12 protein-coding genes are annotated in these 16,012 nt (G+C 56.4%); 5 read left to right on the top strand and 7 right to left on the bottom strand.

Annotation, left to right across the window (positions count from 1 at the left end):
* Positions 1–49 precede the first annotated feature (49 nt).
* From tgt to B5D61_RS09665, 3 genes are all read left to right on the top strand, one after another.
* Entirely contained in the window at positions 50–1,765 is a 1,716-nt protein-coding gene (tgt, locus tag B5D61_RS09675) for a tRNA guanosine(34) transglycosylase Tgt (protein ID WP_078813137.1), read from the top strand.
* A gap of 69 nt (positions 1,766–1,834) precedes the next feature.
* A complete protein-coding gene (locus B5D61_RS09670; RefSeq protein WP_078813310.1) occupies positions 1,835–4,858 on the top strand; it encodes a PSD1 and planctomycete cytochrome C domain-containing protein in 3,024 nt (1,007 codons plus the stop codon).
* A gap of 35 nt (positions 4,859–4,893) precedes the next feature.
* The gene (locus tag B5D61_RS09665) at positions 4,894–6,333 is read left to right on the top strand and encodes a DUF1501 domain-containing protein (protein ID WP_078813136.1); all 1,440 of its coding nucleotides are present in this window, start codon (positions 4,894–4,896) and stop codon (positions 6,331–6,333) included.
* Between the two features lie 11 nt (positions 6,334–6,344).
* Here B5D61_RS09665 and polX read toward each other — a convergent pair whose 3' ends face one another.
* A complete protein-coding gene (polX, locus tag B5D61_RS09660) occupies positions 6,345–8,084 on the bottom strand; it encodes a DNA polymerase/3'-5' exonuclease PolX (RefSeq protein ID WP_078813135.1) in 1,740 nt (579 codons plus the stop codon).
* A gap of 190 nt (positions 8,085–8,274) precedes the next feature.
* Here polX and B5D61_RS09655 point away from each other — a divergent pair, with 190 nt between their 5' ends.
* On the top strand, positions 8,275–9,312 hold the full coding sequence (locus B5D61_RS09655; protein WP_176159329.1) for a L,D-transpeptidase: 1,038 nt from the start codon (positions 8,275–8,277) through the stop codon (positions 9,310–9,312).
* Between the two features lie 114 nt (positions 9,313–9,426).
* Here B5D61_RS09655 and B5D61_RS09650 read toward each other — a convergent pair whose 3' ends face one another.
* The 4 genes from B5D61_RS09650 to thiD all read right to left on the bottom strand — a co-directional run bounded on the left by B5D61_RS09650 (position 9,427) and on the right by thiD (position 12,594).
* Positions 9,427–10,383, bottom strand: a complete 957-nt coding sequence (locus B5D61_RS09650) for a phosphoglycerate dehydrogenase (RefSeq protein ID WP_245846518.1) — start codon at positions 10,381–10,383, stop codon at positions 9,427–9,429.
* An 80-nt stretch (positions 10,384–10,463) separates the two neighbouring features.
* A complete protein-coding gene (locus B5D61_RS09645) occupies positions 10,464–10,682 on the bottom strand; it encodes a hypothetical protein (protein ID WP_078813132.1) in 219 nt (72 codons plus the stop codon).
* Positions 10,679–11,788: a S41 family peptidase gene (locus B5D61_RS09640; RefSeq protein WP_078813131.1), complete on the bottom strand. Its 1,110-nt coding sequence runs from the start codon at positions 11,786–11,788 to the stop codon at positions 10,679–10,681. The genes B5D61_RS09645 and B5D61_RS09640 overlap by 4 nt, the downstream gene beginning before the upstream one ends.
* Entirely contained in the window at positions 11,785–12,594 is an 810-nt protein-coding gene (gene thiD / locus B5D61_RS09635; protein ID WP_078813130.1) for a bifunctional hydroxymethylpyrimidine kinase/phosphomethylpyrimidine kinase, read from the bottom strand. The genes B5D61_RS09640 and thiD overlap by 4 nt, the downstream gene beginning before the upstream one ends.
* An 81-nt stretch (positions 12,595–12,675) precedes the next feature.
* Between thiD and B5D61_RS09630 the strand changes: the two genes are divergently transcribed.
* Positions 12,676–13,062 carry an ApaG domain-containing protein gene (locus B5D61_RS09630; protein ID WP_176159328.1) on the top strand — a complete coding sequence of 129 codons (387 nt, stop codon included), beginning with the start codon at positions 12,676–12,678 and terminating at the stop codon, positions 13,060–13,062.
* A gap of 194 nt (positions 13,063–13,256) precedes the next feature.
* On the opposite strand, the gene B5D61_RS09625 is transcribed toward B5D61_RS09630, so the two are convergent.
* Both B5D61_RS09625 and rpsO read right to left on the bottom strand, forming a co-directional pair.
* Positions 13,257–15,419: a polyribonucleotide nucleotidyltransferase gene (locus B5D61_RS09625; RefSeq protein WP_078813129.1), complete on the bottom strand. Its 2,163-nt coding sequence runs from the start codon at positions 15,417–15,419 to the stop codon at positions 13,257–13,259.
* Between the two features lie 247 nt (positions 15,420–15,666).
* Positions 15,667–15,924: a 30S ribosomal protein S15 gene (gene rpsO / locus B5D61_RS09620; RefSeq protein WP_078813128.1), complete on the bottom strand. Its 258-nt coding sequence runs from the start codon at positions 15,922–15,924 to the stop codon at positions 15,667–15,669.
* Positions 15,925–16,012: the final 88 nt, after the last annotated feature.

Below are 16,012 nucleotides of genomic sequence, written 5' to 3'. Positions count from 1 at the left end.
CATCATTGCCTCTCGACGTGGCCTGAATCAGCGATAGGGAGAGGAGTTCATGTCCCCCTCCCGACTCGACTTTCGCCTAGAAGCCCGCGCCAGCGGTTCGCGCGCTCGTGCCGCCACTTTCCGCACGCTGCATACCACCGTGCGCACGCCTTTGTTCATGCCGGTCGGCACCCAGGCGACTGTGAAGGCGCAGCTTCCCGAGAGCCTACATGAGTCGGGTTCACAAATCCTCCTGGCCAATACCTATCACCTGCTACTACGCCCCGGTCCGGAGGTGTTTCAGAAGATGGGAGGCATCCATCCTTTCATGCAGTGGCCGGGCTCCGTGCTCACGGATTCAGGCGGGTATCAGATCTTCTCGCTTCCTCACTCCCGTTCCATGCGTGAAGAAGGCGCGGTGTTTCAGAGTTATGTAGATGGCCGCCGCATCCTGCTGAGTCCTGAACTGAGCATCGAAACTCAGATGGCCATCGGCAGTGATATCATGATGGTGCTGGATCAGTGCATCCCCTCGACAGCGGATGAAAAGGCAGCCCGGGCGGCGCTCCAAATTACCCAACGCTGGGCCGTGCGCAGTCTGGCGGCGCGCAAGGACTCGCCTCAATCCATGTTCGGCATTGTTCAGGGAGCCTTGTATCCGCACCTGCGGCAGGAGAGTGCCGAGGGGCTGATGCAGCTTCCTTTTGATGGATTTGCCATCGGCGGCTTGGCGGTCGGGGAGGCCAAACAAGAGCGCGAAGACACCTGCGAAGTCACCGCCGCACTCCTGCCGGAGGATCGTCCGCGTTACCTCATGGGTGTCGGCACGCCTCTGGATGTGCTGGAGGCAGTGCATCGCGGAGTGGATATGTTTGACTGCATCATCCCCACGCAGGTGGCTAAGCATGGCACCGCTTTCACTTCGCGTGGTATGGTTCAGATCCGTCGCACCGTGCATAAGTTCTCGGATCGACCGCTTGATCCCGCCTGCACCTGTTCAGCATGCCAGAAATACAGCCGGGCTTACCTGCATCACTTGGTCAAAACTCAAGAACCCTTGGGCTGGCAGCTCATGGGCCAGCATAACATTCATTTCTACCATCAACTGATGCGAGAGATCCGTCAGAGCATCTTGGAGGATTGCTTTCTGAAGCTGTATGAGGAAAAGCGTCAGATCCTCCAGGCCGAAGATCTCGACTTCCCTGTTACCCAGGAACGCCCACCCGTCATCAGTCCCGATCACGGTCACCGAATCGGCGATTACGAACTCCAACTCGATCCCGGCAAACCCGCCCGCATTGTGCATGTCACCTCGGGCAAAACCGTCCCCACGGAGGCTGATATCCATCAATGGCCCCAAGCGGCTCAACTGGCCCTTCATCTTCGTTTACCCGCCGATCAATCTCCGGAGGAGGCAACCCCATTGATCATATGGGATCTGGACCTGGGAGCGGCAGATTCAGCCCTTGCAGCCATCCTTGTGTATGAAGAGGAATCCTCCAAAGGCCCGGTGCGTCCCATGCATCTCGTCAGCCTAACAGAAGATGTTTCCGCGCTTCGTCTCGCGCTGAGTCACAAGCGTTATTTCGCCTACCTTCGCCATGGCGCAGCGGATACCGTCCTGCGTCGCGGACACTGGAAATCACGCTATCGCGAGGGTTTGAGCTGGACGCTTTTGCAAGGACCGTTGGCAGCAATCCAGGCGCAAGCACCCGGCCCTGCGGAGATGATTTTGGGCCTCCCGGAGACGATTTCGGAGCCTATCTCCACAACCGCCTCAGCATAGCCGGATAATCCAAAGGCAAATCCTGCACCCTGCATGGTGCGGACCGTTCCTTATGGCATGGTTAACTCCATGTCCCCCCGTCTGCTGCTGTCCATCCTTCTTTCACTGCCCGCCTTTATCGTGGCAGTGGAGCCGGTGAGCTTTAGTCGAGACGTCTTGCCCATTCTCTCTGACAATTGTCTGAGCTGCCATGGCCAAGATGAAGCGCATCGCAAAGCGGATTTGAGACTCGACACTCGTGAGGGAGCCCTCGCAGTGATCAAGCCTGGCCAGCCCCACGCCAGTGATTTCATCAGCCGGATTCTCACCGAGAATCTCGACGATCTGATGCCCCCGCCGAAGTCCCATAAACCTCGGCTCACCGCAGACCAAACAGCGACTCTCCAACGCTGGATTCAAGAAGGAGCCCCCTGGGGTAAGCATTGGGCCTTTGAGAAGCCTGTTCAGCGACCGGTGAAAGGGCATCCCGTGGATCACTGGGTTCGAGCTCGATTGTCCAAAGAGGGTCTCTCCCCTTCCCCAGAAGCACCTCCACACACGCTCCTGCGCCGGCTCTCCTTCGACCTCACGGGCCTTCCGCCGACGCCTGCGGATGTCGCCGCTTTTTCACCCCCTCAGTTTGAGGAAACGGTGGATCGCTTGTTAGCCTCCCCACACTTCGGTGAACGCATGGCCATGTGGTGGCTGGATGCCGCCAGGTATGCAGACACCGATGGATTCCAGGCGGATGCCAACCGAACCAACTGGCCCTGGCGAGACTACGTGGTGCAGTCCTTCAACGAGAACAAACCCTTCGATCAATTCACGCTGGAACAATTCGCAGGCGACCTCTTGCCCAATGCCACCGCAGAACAAAAGATCGCCACGTGTTTTCACCGCAACCACATGACCAATGGTGAAGGAGGGCGGGATAAAGAGGAGTCGCGGGTAGATTATGTGATTGATCGCGTCAATACCACCGGCACGGTTTGGCTCGGCCTAACGTTAGGTTGCACGCAATGTCACACGCACAAGTTTGATCCCATCACTCATGCGGACTACTACAGCCTCGCAGCTTTCTTCAATAGCATCGATGAAGATGGCCGTGCAGGCACGAATGCTAAGCCCTACCTGAGCTATCAATCGCCCCTCTCCAAACGAGCCGTTCGCGAAGCGGAAGCGCTGGTGGCTGAGCGGACGCCTCTGGAAAAGCAAGCACGTGCCGCTGCTGAATCACCTTTTAAGAACTGGCTCCAAGATCGGTGGCAAAGCACCAAGCCCAGTTACAAAGCGTGGCAGGTGCTGCACGGCCAATTGGAGTCCGAGGAAGGCACCCTCCTGAAACAAGAAAAAGACGGCACCGTGCAGGCCTCAGGTCCGAATCGAAAGCAGGATGACTATCGGCTCATCGCGCCCGTGAAACAGTCACGCATCACAGGCCTGAAGCTGGAAGTGTTTCCCCACGCCAGTCATACTCAGGGAGGTTTATCACGAGGAGCTTCAGGAGAGTTCATCCTGACAGACATTAAAGTTCAGGTGCGCCGCCGAGGCAGCACCCAGATCCGCGACATCGCCGTGAAGAATGCGGTGGCCGACGCCGAGTTCACTCCCACCGATAAAAAGGCCGCCCGCGAGTATGGCAGTGTCAAAGGCACCCTGGATGATGATCCGCGCAATGGCTGGACGACTCGTGGGGCCCAACAAACGCAGCCTCACACGGCCGTGTTTGCGCTTGCCGCCCCTTTGTCGCTGGATGCGGAGGAAGAGCTCATCTTTGAAATGCTGCATCGCTCCACCCAGGGAGATGCCAATATTGGGCGCTTTCGTCTTTCCATCACGGATCAACCCGGCCCTGCCGTGAATAGCCTGGAGCCAGCCCCTCTGGAACAGTTAGCCAGCGCAGGAATCAAAGACCTCGACCAACTTCCTCCAGCCTTGCATGACCGCCTCTTCGCTCAGTTCCTAGAGGACTACGCACCTTATCAAGAAGCCAAAACGGCCCTGGAGCGCGCAACCGCTCAGCTTCAGGAAGTCAAAGCCGGCGCGGGCAAACTCAGCGTCATGGTTTTAGCCGAACGCAAAGAACCGCGTGAAACCCACATCCTAGTCCGTGGTGTCTGGGACAAACATGGCGACAAGGTTCAGCAAGACGTTCCAGCAGCCATCGCGGCCTGGCCCTCAGGTGAATCACGCAATCGGTTAGGCCTTGCCCGCTGGATCACATCCAAGGAAAATCCCCTCACCGCTCGTGTTTTCGTCAATCACTTGTGGCAGATGTTCTTCGGGTATGGGCTGGTGCGCACACCCGACGATTTCGGCTTGCAGGGAGAACGCCCCACCCATCCGGAGTTATTGGATTGGCTCGCAGTCGATTTCATGAAGCATGGCTGGGATGTGAAGCATCTGATTCGGCAAATCGTCACCAGTGAGACGTATCGCCAGGATTCAGCAACCAGTGCGGATCTCATCGAACGGGATCCGCAGAATCGTCTGCTCGCACGTGGACCGCGTTTCCGACTCCCTAGCTGGATGTTACGCGATGCCGCCCTCACCGTCTCAGGCCTGTTGAACCCCGCTTTGGGAGGCCCGCCCGTGCGCCCTTATCAACCCGAAGGCGTCTGGGAGGAAAACTTCATGGGCCGCTTCACCTATCAGCCCAGCGAGGGAGCCGCTCAATACCGCCGCACTCTCTACGCTTTCTGGCGCCGTAGCATCGCCCCCACCTTCCTTTTTGATAGCGCCCAACGTCGTGTCTGTGAAGTCGGCATGAATCGCACCAACACGCCCCTCCAGGCCCTGACTCTGCTCAATGATGCGACCATGCGGGAAGCTGCGGAAACGCTCGCTCAACAGGTCCTGCACAAGAAAATCACTCCCGAACAGCGTCTCAATGACTTGTTTGAAGGCGTCTTGTCTCGTTCAGCCTCCTCTCAAGAACTCCACATTTTGACCCGTGAGTTAGACCGTGCCCTCAAGCACTACCAAGCGCACCCTCAAGACGCCGAAAGCTATCTGCGACTGCCCCACAACCAAGTGCCGCCGCATGAACAAGCGGCCTACGCCCTTGTTGCCAGCCTCGTTCTTAACCTGGATGAAGCCATCACGCATGAGTGAAGCCTGACTCAGTCATCACATTCTTACCTTTTATCATGAGTCCTGAACCACTCCACACCACCCGCCGCTACTTCCTCGGTCAATGCACCGGTGTTTCGGTCGGCGCGATGGCGTTATCTTCCTTGTTAGGCAGGACCGCGGCAGCCGAGTCCTCTACCATGGGGTTGCCAGGACTCCCTCACTTTGCGCCCAAAGCCAAACGTGTGATCTTTCTTACCCAGTCGGGTGGTCCTTCACAGCTTGAGCTGTATGATCACAAACCCGGCTTGATGAAGTGGGCAGGCACCGAGTTGCCGGAGTCAGTGCGTCAGGGACAGCGCCTGACCACCATGACGGCCAATCAGAAGCAACTCATTCTACCCGGCATCACCAAGTTTTCTCGTCATGGCCAAAGCGGAGCCACCATCAGCGAGTGGCTGCCTCATCTCGGTGAAGTGGCGGATGAACTTTGTTTCATCAAGTCCATGACCACGGATCAGATCAATCACGCGCCTGCCATGACGCAGTTTTTGACGGGCAATCAGATCCCGGGTCGCCCGAGCATGGGCTCCTGGATCAGCTACGGCCTGGGTAGCCTGAACAAAAACCTTCCCGATTATCTGGTGCTCATCTCCAAGATGCAGCGCCCGAGTGACCAACCGCTCTACGATCACTACTGGGGCAGTGGTTTTCTTCCATCTCGTTATCAGGGCGTCAAGCTTCGCAACTCCAAAGACCCCGTGCTGTATCTACGTGATCCCGAGGGCTTACCGCGTCATCTTCGCCGCGGTATGTTGGATGGATTGGCCGAGCTGAATCAAATGCGCTTTGCCCAAACCAACGATGCCGAAATCACCACACGCATCCGCCAGTATGAAATGGCTTATCGCATGCAGGCCAGTGTGCCTGAATTGACGGACCTGAGCGATGAACCGGATTCCGTGTTTGATCTCTACGGTCCCGACTCCCGTCGAGCAGGCAGCTATGCCGCCAATTGCATCCAGGCGCGCCGCCTAGCTGAGCGTGGTGTTCGTTTCATTCAGCTTTTCCACCCCGATTGGGATCACCACAGCCGCCTGCCAAGCTGGTGCACAGCCCGTTGCCGAGATACGGATCAACCCAGCGCCGCTCTGATCAAGGATCTGAAACAACGTGGTCTACTGGATGAAACCCTGGTCATCTGGGGCGGTGAATTTGGGCGCGGTGTCGCCGGCCAAGGCCAATGGGACAGCCCCGAAGCCGGACGTGATCATCATCCACGCTGCTTCACCATGTGGATGGCGGGTGGGGGCGTCAAAGCCGGTCTCACCTACGGTTCCACCGATGACTTCAGCTACAACGTCGCGGAGAATCCCGTCCACGTGCGTGATCTCCATGCCACCGTGATGCACCTCCTCGGCATCGACCACGAACGCTTCACCTTCCGCTCCCAAGGTCTCGACTTCCGACTCACTGGTGTGGAGAAAGCGAATGTGGTGAAGGGAGTGCTAGCTTAAGAATGGTCGTCTCAGTCAGGCCGTTTCTTCTTCAAGACCTTCTCCACTTCACCCAGAGGCAGGCAGTTGATCACATCCTTGCGCGTCAGCCAGCCTTTGCGGGCGGAACGAATGCCGAACAAAACATCCTGCAGGCCTCGGGTGCTGTGGGCATCGGGATTGATGCTGCATTTAACACCTTTTTCCTTCGCCAGCTTCCACCAGCGCCAGTCCATGTCCAAGCGCCAAGCGCTGGCATTGAGCTCGATGATGGTGCCTGTTTCCGCAGCGGCATCAATGATCGCGGGGATATTCACCGCATAGGATGGACGCTGCAAGAGTAGGCGACCTGTGACGTGTCCCAGCATGGTGACATGGGGATTTTCAATCGCACGGATGATGCGTTGGGTCATCTCGGCTTCCGGCAGATTGAAGACGTTGTGCACACTGGCCACGCAATAGTCGAGCTGTGCCAGGATCTCATCGGAGAAGTCCAAAGAACCATCTTTGAGAATATCCACCTCGGTGCCACTGAAGAGTCGAAAATGGCCTTCGAACTCCTCGTTCATTTCACGAATCTCTTCGATCTGGGCCAGCAAACGCGTCTCATTCAGGCCGTTCGCTTGGAAGCTGCTCTTGCTATGATCGGCGATCCCCAGGTATTGCATGCCTAAATCTCGTGCCGCTTCGGCCATCTCCCGCAGGCTGGCCATGCCGTCACTGGCCGTGGTGTGATTGTGGAAGACCCCACGCAGGTTTTCGAGCTGGATGAGATGTGGCAGTTGACCTTTCTCGGCCGCTTCGAATTCACCGATGTTTTCACGCAATTCAGGTTCGATGAAATCCAGACCTAACGAACGATACAGTTCAGCTTCATCATGAACGGAGGGAAGTGGACGAGACTCCTTCCCCTCCACGGGTGTGAAGGCATACTCATTGAGCGACCAACCTTGATCGAGAGCACGCTGACGAAGCTCGACGTTATGCTCCTTGCTTCCCGTAAAGTAAATGAGTGCGTAAGGGAACTCCTGGGCACTGACCGCGCGCAGATCACACTGCACCCCGTTCGGCGCATAGACGCTGGCTTTCGTGCCTCCATGCGCGATGACCTTCTCCACCATGGGTAGCTTCACAAAGTATTCGATGACCTCCTCCGGCTTTCGTGTGGAGCAAAGGAAATCCAGATCATGAACGGTCTCTTTTCCACGTCGGAAACTGCCACACACCTCCGCGCGAGACACCGCCGGGTGTGAGCGAAGCGCTTCCAGAATATCCATCGCAAGGCCATACACTTGGTCCACACGGAACTCCGAGGCGTGCTCACTACGGAAGGCAATGCTCTCCAAGATTTTGACCACCGTCTTCCCACCGAAGCCACTCAGGCGTGCCGCTTCGCCACTTTCACAGACACGTTTCAGGTCCGCGATCGATCCCACCCCAAGCTCGGTGTAAAGGGCAGCGATCTTCTTTGGCCCCAACCCCTGGACCTCAAAAAGCTCAAACAGGCTTTCTGGAAATTCTGACCGTAGGTTTTCATAAAACTCCAGTTTTCCGGTCGTGGCCATCTCATGAAGCTTGTCACGAAGGGCATCTCCGATGCCTTTGATTCCCGCCAACTTGTTTTCTATTGCAAGTTGCATGACATCGCCGGCATAACTTTCCACCACTTCCGCCCCCGTTTTGTAGGCGCGGATTTTGAACGGATTTTCGCCTTTGAGTTCTAGGAGTAGAGCAATTCGTTCTAGGATCTGGGCAGCAGCTTCGCGAGTCATCGCCAGAGCATGCCAAGAAAGATCCAAAAGACAAATGCCAGCCCCCGAACGTAAAAAACTAGGCCCACTTGGCAGGCAGATTGCACTGGCCACTAGGGGGCATGCCAAACTTGAAAGATTCTTTCACGCCTTGATGTTTCCCTCAAATACGATTGCAGGTTCTTTAACTTCTATTAAATTTAGCAAGCCGATGCACTCTATCGCTTCTCTCCCGAATTCTCGCTTCGCTCAGCCGGCCATCGTCAGGCTGGGGCTTGCACTTGTGGGCGGAGCAATGCTTTGCCAATGCACCTCCACACCTAAATCCGAAGTGGTGGTGAGCGTCAAAGATCAGCGCATGGGCCTCTACCATGAGGGTGTGTTGCAAAAGCAATATGTCATCTCCACCTCCAAGTTCGGTCTGGGTGACAAGCCTAACAGCTATTGCACACCGACTGGCAAGCATGAGATCATCGCCAAGATTGGCCACGGTCTCCCCACAGGCGCTGTTCTCAAAAGCCGCCACTGGAATGGCGAAGTTCTCAAGCCGAATGCCCCGGGCCGCGATCCCATCGTGTCTCGCATTCTCTGGCTGCGTGGTTTGGAGAGCAATAACCGCAATGCCATGCGCCGCTTCATTTACATCCATGGCACCACCGAGGAATTTCGCTTGGGCCAGCCAGCCAGCTATGGCTGCATCCGTATGGGCATGAAGGATGTGGTGGACGTCTTTAACGATGTGAACATCGGCGCCAAGGTGGTGATCACCAAAGATCACCTCCCTGGAGGAAAGAAAGCCCATACTGCCGAACCTGAAGTGGCACCTGCACCAGCGCCCGTCAGCCCAGCGGCTGCCCCCGCGATTGTGCCTGTTGAAACACCTGTCTTGGCTGCTAAACAGGGCAAAGCGACATCGCCATCCCAAGCTGCTCAGCCAAGCCCCGTGATGCCAGCCACCCCAGCGGCACCTAAGGCGAAAAAATCTTTCTTCTCCTTCATCTCTTGGGGCAAGTCTGAGCCAGAACAACCCGTGGCCGCTTCCGCTGCAACTCCTGTTCCACCCGCCGCAGCCCAGCCGCAATCATCCATCAAGGTGGTGACTGCGACGCCAAAGCCAAGCAAGAGAGATGCTGTCGGTCCCGAAGTGCCTGAGGCGATGCGACCTCAACTGACTGAGGAACAGCCCGTTGAAAAAGTCTCGACCTACAATCGGTTCAGCCGCCTTCTGGGTTTCAACACCCACAGTTGATCACATCCCACAACGGCACGGCTCGTCTTCAAAGCGACAAAACAAACGGGAGCTTCTTGGCAGAAGCTCCCGTTGCTTTTTATTTAGAGCGGCTAACGGCTATCTCAATTAAAGCTAGAACTTGTTCGCTTGGATCACATCCTTCTCGCCTTTGAGGAAGTTCACCAGATTCAGGGTCGCCCGCATGGCCTGACGAGGCACGCTCTCATAGGTGCGTGAGCCGATGTGCGGTGTGATCAGGGCTTTGGGATGCTTCAGCAGAGGATGATCTGCGGGCGGTGGTTCCTCGTCTAAAACGTCTGTGGCATAACCACCGACCTTGCCTTCATTCAGAGCCGCGATCATGTCCGGCATATTAACCAATTCTGCACGGGACGTATTCACGACCAGAAGGCTCGGCTTGGCCAAAGCGATGCGATCAGCCCGGACGAGGTGCTTGGTGCTTTCGCTCAGGTTAGCGTGAAGGCTCAGCACATCCACGGTGGAGATCAGGCTCTCGATGTTCTCGTGACGAGTCACCTTGTTTTCCTTCGCGAAGGCCTCGGGCCAATAGATGTCCATACCGTGCACTTCCATACCAAAGGCAATCGCACGCTTCGCCACTTCCTGACCGATACGGCCCAGGCCGACGATACCGATCTTTTTGTTCCAGATCTCATTACCCGTCACGCGCTTCCACTGCCCTTCCCTGACAGCATTGGCGCTATCCACAAGGTTACGCACGAGAGCCAGCAGCAAACAGAAGGTATGCTCAGCCACGGTGGTGTGATTGACACCAGGAGTGAAAAGCACGGGTAACTTGCGTGCGGTACATTCCTCCACATTGATCTTATCCAGACCAATCCCGTATTTGCTGATAACCTTCAGGCGCGGCAGGGCCTTGTCCAAAACCGCCGTCGTGATTTCATCGTCACCGCACAGAAAAGCGTCAAACTGCCCCGCCAACTCCAACATCTTGCTCTCTGGCAAAGGACCGCGTTCACGATGAATCTCGAATCCTTGGGATTCTAACAGGGCATGATGATCTCCTGGGGTGTCTTGATAGCTGGTGGTGGTAAGCAATACGCGCATGATAGGGGCGTGCAGAATGACCCGGAAGCGCGTGAGGGCAAGGAGCTTTCACGCTTCCGCCTCCTTCTCAGCGAGGATCTTCAGGCAATCGCATGCTCACCGAGCAGCAGCAGAGCGCGTGAGAAATCAGCCACCGTCAAGCGTGCCGGCACCTGCTGACCTTCCTGGAGAGTAACCAAGGCGGTATCGGTCGGACGAAAGGCCAACACAGGACGCCCATTGGGCAACAGGGCATGCCAGGTGCGCTCGGAGTGTTGGGAGCGGATGGTGACGGTGGTATCGACAGTCTCAGGAATCATGGGGGAGTCACAGGTTCGGCTTTTTTAATCGTAGGTGCCGATGAATTTCCAGTCCGTGATTTGCCTGCCGGCCATTTGAGCCGAGTCTCCTGCAAATGGGTGCGGGCGTTCAGCATATCCACGGCACGTTGAAGAACGGTGTCGCGGATCGCTGGGCGATCATCTTCGAGCACTTCCCCGGAACTGCGGCGGATGTAGGAGTCGATTTCGGGGTTCTTCCTCGCGATCAGAGCCGCCTCATTGTAGCGCTGCCTCCCATGGTCAAAAAGCGCGTCCTTGACCGCACCAGCTCCATCAAAAATCTGCCGCTTGATGGCAGGTGCTAGGTCCAGGGGAAAATCGGGGCTGATCCCCTTCTTAAACAAGGAGCGGTCTCCCTCCAATAACATCTCCGCACGGGCAAAACGCAGCTTCCACTGGTCATCCAGGGGTAATGTCTCGTATCGAACCGTCGCCCCTCGTGTTTTACTGCCGATCAAGAGGGCTTGCTTGCGATCTTGGAGAACCGCAGCCACGGTTTCCCCGAGGTTACAGGTTTCTCCATCCACCAGGACCACCAAGGGCTTCGTCCACACCGGTTCATGGCTGGCAATGAAAAGCTGAGGATCATCTCGCCCGACTTGCTTGAGCTTGAACATCAGTTGCCCACGAGGAATGAAGAGATCCAGCATGGCAGCAGCCGTCTCAAAAGTCCCGGGAGAGGCCGCGCTGCGCAGGTCCAATATCAGATAAGGGATCTTCTCGGCAACATACTGAGTGAGCAGTTTCTTCATCCGATGAGGCTCATCCTCGGCAAAGCCCAATGGCCTCAGGTAAGCGATCTGCTCCGTCAGCATCTCGGCCAAAACTCCATGCCGTGTCAGGGGCCGCTCAGCATCCACCTTGCTCACCAGTTCAGCCCCGAGATCCAGCCGCTCAAGTAAACCCTGAAACGCCGCCCGGTTCAATTCATCGAAGGTCAAATCTCCACTGCGAATGTATTCGCTGCGAAGAATCTGAAACGCTGACTGCACTGCTGACTGAGAAACCCCTTCCACTTTGGAAGGAGACTCACCATCCGCCAAGGCGATTCCGGCCAACAAAGACCATGCCATGAGGGTTTTCATAAGGCGCTATTCGTGAGGTGATTGAGGGCATGGACTGTGCCAGCAGAGCCTTTCCATGCAAAATAATCTGAGATGGCGGCACTGACATAACGTTTCGCTCGATCAATGGCTTGCGGCAGATCCATTCCCAAACCCAAACCTGTCGCGATACTTGCAGAGTAGGTGCAGCCAGTGCCGTGCGTCTGCACCCCCACAGTGCGCTCACTTTCAAACCAATGCAGCTTCTCTCCTGCCATGTACAGGACATCGGCTGCGGCACCGATAAGATGCCCGCCTTTCACCAAAACCGCCGTGCCAAAAGCTGCCGCCAGATCCTGAGCACAAGCGGCCATCTCCTGCCGCGTAGTGACAGGCCGATCCCAGAGCACAGCCGCCTCATCCATATTGGGCGTGATCAAAGTCGCCAAAGGAAGAAGCTGAGTCTTCACCACTTCAATGGCGTCATCCTCCAGCAGTTTTCCTCCACCCGTGGCGACCATGACTGGGTCCACCACTAGAGGTAGTTGGGACAGTGACCGCTCCTTCCAGACCTGAACAACGGCCTCCACCTGCGAGCGTCCTCCCAGCATTCCCGTCTTGGCAGCTGCGATGGGAAATGCATCCAAAAGCACCCGAATCTGATCCGCCACAAGGTCGGCATCCAGCAAACAAACTTTAGAAACTCGTCCTGGAGTCTCAGAAACCACGCTGGTCAGAGCATTCAAAGCATAGCATCCCAGGGCAGATATCGCCTTCAAGTCAGCTTGCACCCCAGCACCGCAAGACGAGTCAGAACCGGCAATGGTAAGGATAGGGGGAGGCAGCATGAATGAACAGTCATCCGCTAAAGGGGTCAAAGGTCAAGCGTGCCTTGACCTTTGCGGCTCTGCCCTTAATCTGAGAATTATATGAACGTGCGTTTTGAGCATCTTACCGGTCTGTCCGTCACCGTGGACGAGGTCCAGTATGATCCAACGCGTCCAGCCCCACCGGATCGCCCGCACCCGTTCGTTTACCACGTCTCCATCCACAACGATTCCCAGGAGACGGTGAACATCTTTGGCCGCAAGTGGATCGTCCGAGATACCGATGGAGATACCCTCGTCGTGGAGGGAGATGGAGTGGTCGGTCAGTTCCCCAAGCTGGAACCCGGTCAAACCTTCAGCTACAACTCCTACCACGTAATCAAAGCGGAAAGCACCGCCACGGGGTCCTTCTTCGGCACCACGGGCCAAGGCCGGCCCATCTGTGCGCGGATCCCACGATTCGAGATGCATCCGCCCATGATGGCGTGATTGATTGTACTTAGTGAACCGCATCGGCTTTGCGCCAGAAGCTAGGGCTTCACACTCGTCCAAGAGCAACCCATGCCCCATGGGGTAACGATGTCCACACCCAAGCCTCAAACAACTTGGATGAACAAGGCCTAACAGCAAAAACCCCCGACCACCTTGCGGCAGTCGGGGGTTAGAGAGGTTAACCTTGAAGGTTAAGCTTCCACAGGAGCAGGAGCCTCTTCGGCCTCGCCTTCAGCCTTAGCTGCAGCGTCTTTCTCCTTCATGGCGGCCTTGCGGCTCATCTTCACGCGGCCTTTTTCGTCAATGCCCAGGCATTTGGCGGTGACGATGTCACCTACCTTGACGACGTCTTCGACCTTGTTGACACGGAAGTCGGCCAGTTCGCTAATGTGGATCAGACCGTCCTTCTTGCCACCCAGATTCATGAACGCACCGAAGTTCGTCGTGCTGACGATCTTGCCGGTGTAGATCTTGCCGGGTTCGATCTCTTGGGACACGCCGCTGATCATCTCGATCGCGCGCTCCAGACCTTCCTTGCGGGTCGCATAAACATAGATGGTGCCGTCGTCTTCGATGCTGATCTCAGCGCCAGACTCAGCCTGGATGCCCTTGATGTTCTTGCCGCCAGGACCGATGAGTTCACCGATCTTGTCTGGGTTGATTTTCAGGATCTCAATGCGAGGAGCGTGTGGGCTCAGCGGACGGACTTCAGCGATCGCAGCTGCCATAGCGCCAAGCACTTCCGTGCGGCCATTCTTGGCTTTCGCGATGGCTTCTTCCAGGATGCTCAGAGGGATACCAGGAAGCTTAAGGTCAAGCTGATAACCAGTCACACCTTCGGTCGTGCCGCAGAGTTTGAAGTCCATGTCACCGAAGTGGTCCTCAGAGCCGAGGATGTCCATCATGGTGAGGTAACGCTTCATCTGATCATTGGCATCGAACTCGGTCACGAGACCGACGGAGATACCAGCCACAGGGCGGATGAGGGGAACACCCGCGTCCAGAAGGGCCATGACACCAGAGCAAACGGAGGCCATGGAAGTGGAGCCGTTGGAGCTCATCACCTCGCTGCTCACGCGGATGGCGTAAGGGAACTTTTCCTTCGGTGGAATGACGGGCTCAATGGAGCGCTCAGCCAAGGCACCGTGACCGATTTCACGACGGTTCTGACCACCGAAACGGCCCGTCTCACCGACGGAGAACGGAGGGAAGTTGTAGTGAAGAATGAAGCGCTTCGTATCTGGACCACCGGCGTAGGTGTCCATTTCCTGAGCTTCATCGGCTGGAGCCAGTGTGGCAATGGCCAGAGCCTGGGTTTCACCGCGGGAGAAGATAGCAGAACCGTGAGTGCGAGGCAGCACGGAAGCTTCGCCGGAGAGCTGGCGGATCTGATCAATGCCACGACCGTCGCAACGGTTGAGTTTATCCAGGATGGAAATGCGGAAAGCTTTCTTCTGGAGGTAGTCAAAGGCCTGGCTGATTTCAAAAGCAGTCGCTTCTGGGTAACGAGACTTGATGGCGGTTTCGACTTCGTCTTTAAGCGCGCCGACGGCTTTGCCACGGGCGACCTTGCTTGGCTGATAGAGAGCGCCTTCGATGCGGTCACCAGCGATTTCGTAGGCGACTTCGAGCAGCTCATCTTTCACCAGCATGAGAGGCACCACACGCTTTGGCTTACCAGCCAGAGCGGCGAGTTCTTCCTGGGCCTTCACGATCCCCTGGATGCTTTCCTGAGCGAAGCGAAGGGCAGCGATGAATTGATCTTCAGGCAACTCGTTGGCAGCACCTTCGATCATGATCACGTCGGTCTTGTTACCAACATACACGAGGTCGAGGTCGCTGTATTCACGCTGGCTGTGAGTGGGGTTCACCACAAACTGGCCATTGACGCGTCCCACACGCACAGCACCGATCGGGCCTGCAAAAGGAATGTCCGAGATGCAAAGAGCAGCAGAAGCTCCGTTGATGCTCAGGATATCGGAGTCATTTTCGCCATCGGCGCTCAACAACAAGGTGATCACCTGGGTGTCGTAGTAGTAGCCTTTCGGGAAGAGCGGACGCAGAGGGCGGTCCGTCATACGAGCGGTGAGGATTTCCTTTTCCGTTGGGCGGCCCTCGCGCTTGAAGTAACCACCAGGGAACTTACCGGCTGCGGAGGCTTTTTCTTTGTATTCAACCGTGAGCGGGAAGAAGTCTTGGCCGTCTTTCACTTTCGTGGCGGAGACAGCAGTGACGATGACGATGGTATCACCAAGGCGGACGGTGACAGCACCGTCGGCAAGGTGGGCATATTTGCCAGTTTCGATTTCAATGACCCCTGAACCGCAGGGAGTGCTTACTTTTTGGATGGCCATGGTGGCTGTATTCTATTTTGTTTGTTGGGAAATGGATGACCGCTTTGACGCTCAACGGGGCACCACGTGTCAGCACGAGCGCCCGCTTTAGTTGGAGCATGGCGGCCTTCGATAAACCTCTCAGAAGAGAAGGCTGGCGGCCTCAAAAGACTCATAGGTCTCTCAATCGCGCTCTTTGAACGCCCGCAATACCTCTATAAAAAACAAGGGGTGATTTTCATCACCCCTCGTTAGAAAAGAAGGTCAATTAGCGGCGCAGGCTCAGACCTTTCAGAATCTTCTGATAACGGTCGTTTGCAGTCAGCTTCAGGTAGTCGAGCAGCTTGCGGCGGCGGGCCACCATCTTGAGGAGGCCGCGACGGGTGGAGTGATCCTTAGAGTGGACCGTCAGGTGCTCCGTCAGTTCGTTGATACGGGCCGTCAAGATTGCGACCTGCACGTCGGCGCTGCCGGTGTCTTTTTCGTGCAGTTTGAATACTTGGGGGCTGGTAGTAGCTTCGCTCATGGTCTGTTGTTAAACCCGACACCTTGTCAGGCGGGTTGTGTGTGAAATGTTAAATAGGGCTGTGAACAAACCACGGATGCCAATCTTG

This window comes from Prosthecobacter debontii (genome assembly GCF_900167535.1).
In the GTDB taxonomy this organism is placed as follows: domain Bacteria; phylum Verrucomicrobiota; class Verrucomicrobiia; order Verrucomicrobiales; family Verrucomicrobiaceae; genus Prosthecobacter; species Prosthecobacter debontii.
This window is presented reverse-complemented; position numbering and strand designations above follow the sequence as displayed.

Excerpts from the sequence above, each read along its gene's own strand:
- B5D61_RS09640 (WP_078813131.1), bottom strand. The coding sequence starts at position 11,788 with ATGAAAACCCTCATGGCATGGTCTTTGTTGGCCGGAATCGCCTTGGCG.
- B5D61_RS09630 (WP_176159328.1), top strand. The coding sequence starts at position 12,676 with ATGAACGTGCGTTTTGAGCATCTTACCGGTCTGTCCGTCACCGTGGAC.
- thiD (WP_078813130.1), bottom strand. The coding sequence starts at position 12,594 with ATGCTGCCTCCCCCTATCCTTACCATTGCCGGTTCTGACTCGTCTTGC.
- rpsO (WP_078813128.1), bottom strand. The coding sequence starts at position 15,924 with ATGAGCGAAGCTACTACCAGCCCCCAAGTATTCAAACTGCACGAAAAA.
- B5D61_RS09625 (WP_078813129.1), bottom strand. The coding sequence starts at position 15,419 with ATGGCCATCCAAAAAGTAAGCACTCCCTGCGGTTCAGGGGTCATTGAA.
- B5D61_RS09665 (WP_078813136.1), top strand. The coding sequence starts at position 4,894 with ATGAGTCCTGAACCACTCCACACCACCCGCCGCTACTTCCTCGGTCAA.
- polX (WP_078813135.1), bottom strand. The coding sequence starts at position 8,084 with ATGACTCGCGAAGCTGCTGCCCAGATCCTAGAACGAATTGCTCTACTC.
- tgt (WP_078813137.1), top strand. The coding sequence starts at position 50 with ATGTCCCCCTCCCGACTCGACTTTCGCCTAGAAGCCCGCGCCAGCGGT.
- B5D61_RS09645 (WP_078813132.1), bottom strand. The coding sequence starts at position 10,682 with ATGATTCCTGAGACTGTCGATACCACCGTCACCATCCGCTCCCAACAC.
- B5D61_RS09650 (WP_245846518.1), bottom strand. The coding sequence starts at position 10,383 with ATGCGCGTATTGCTTACCACCACCAGCTATCAAGACACCCCAGGAGAT.
- B5D61_RS09655 (WP_176159329.1), top strand. The coding sequence starts at position 8,275 with ATGCACTCTATCGCTTCTCTCCCGAATTCTCGCTTCGCTCAGCCGGCC.
- B5D61_RS09670 (WP_078813310.1), top strand. The coding sequence starts at position 1,835 with ATGTCCCCCCGTCTGCTGCTGTCCATCCTTCTTTCACTGCCCGCCTTT.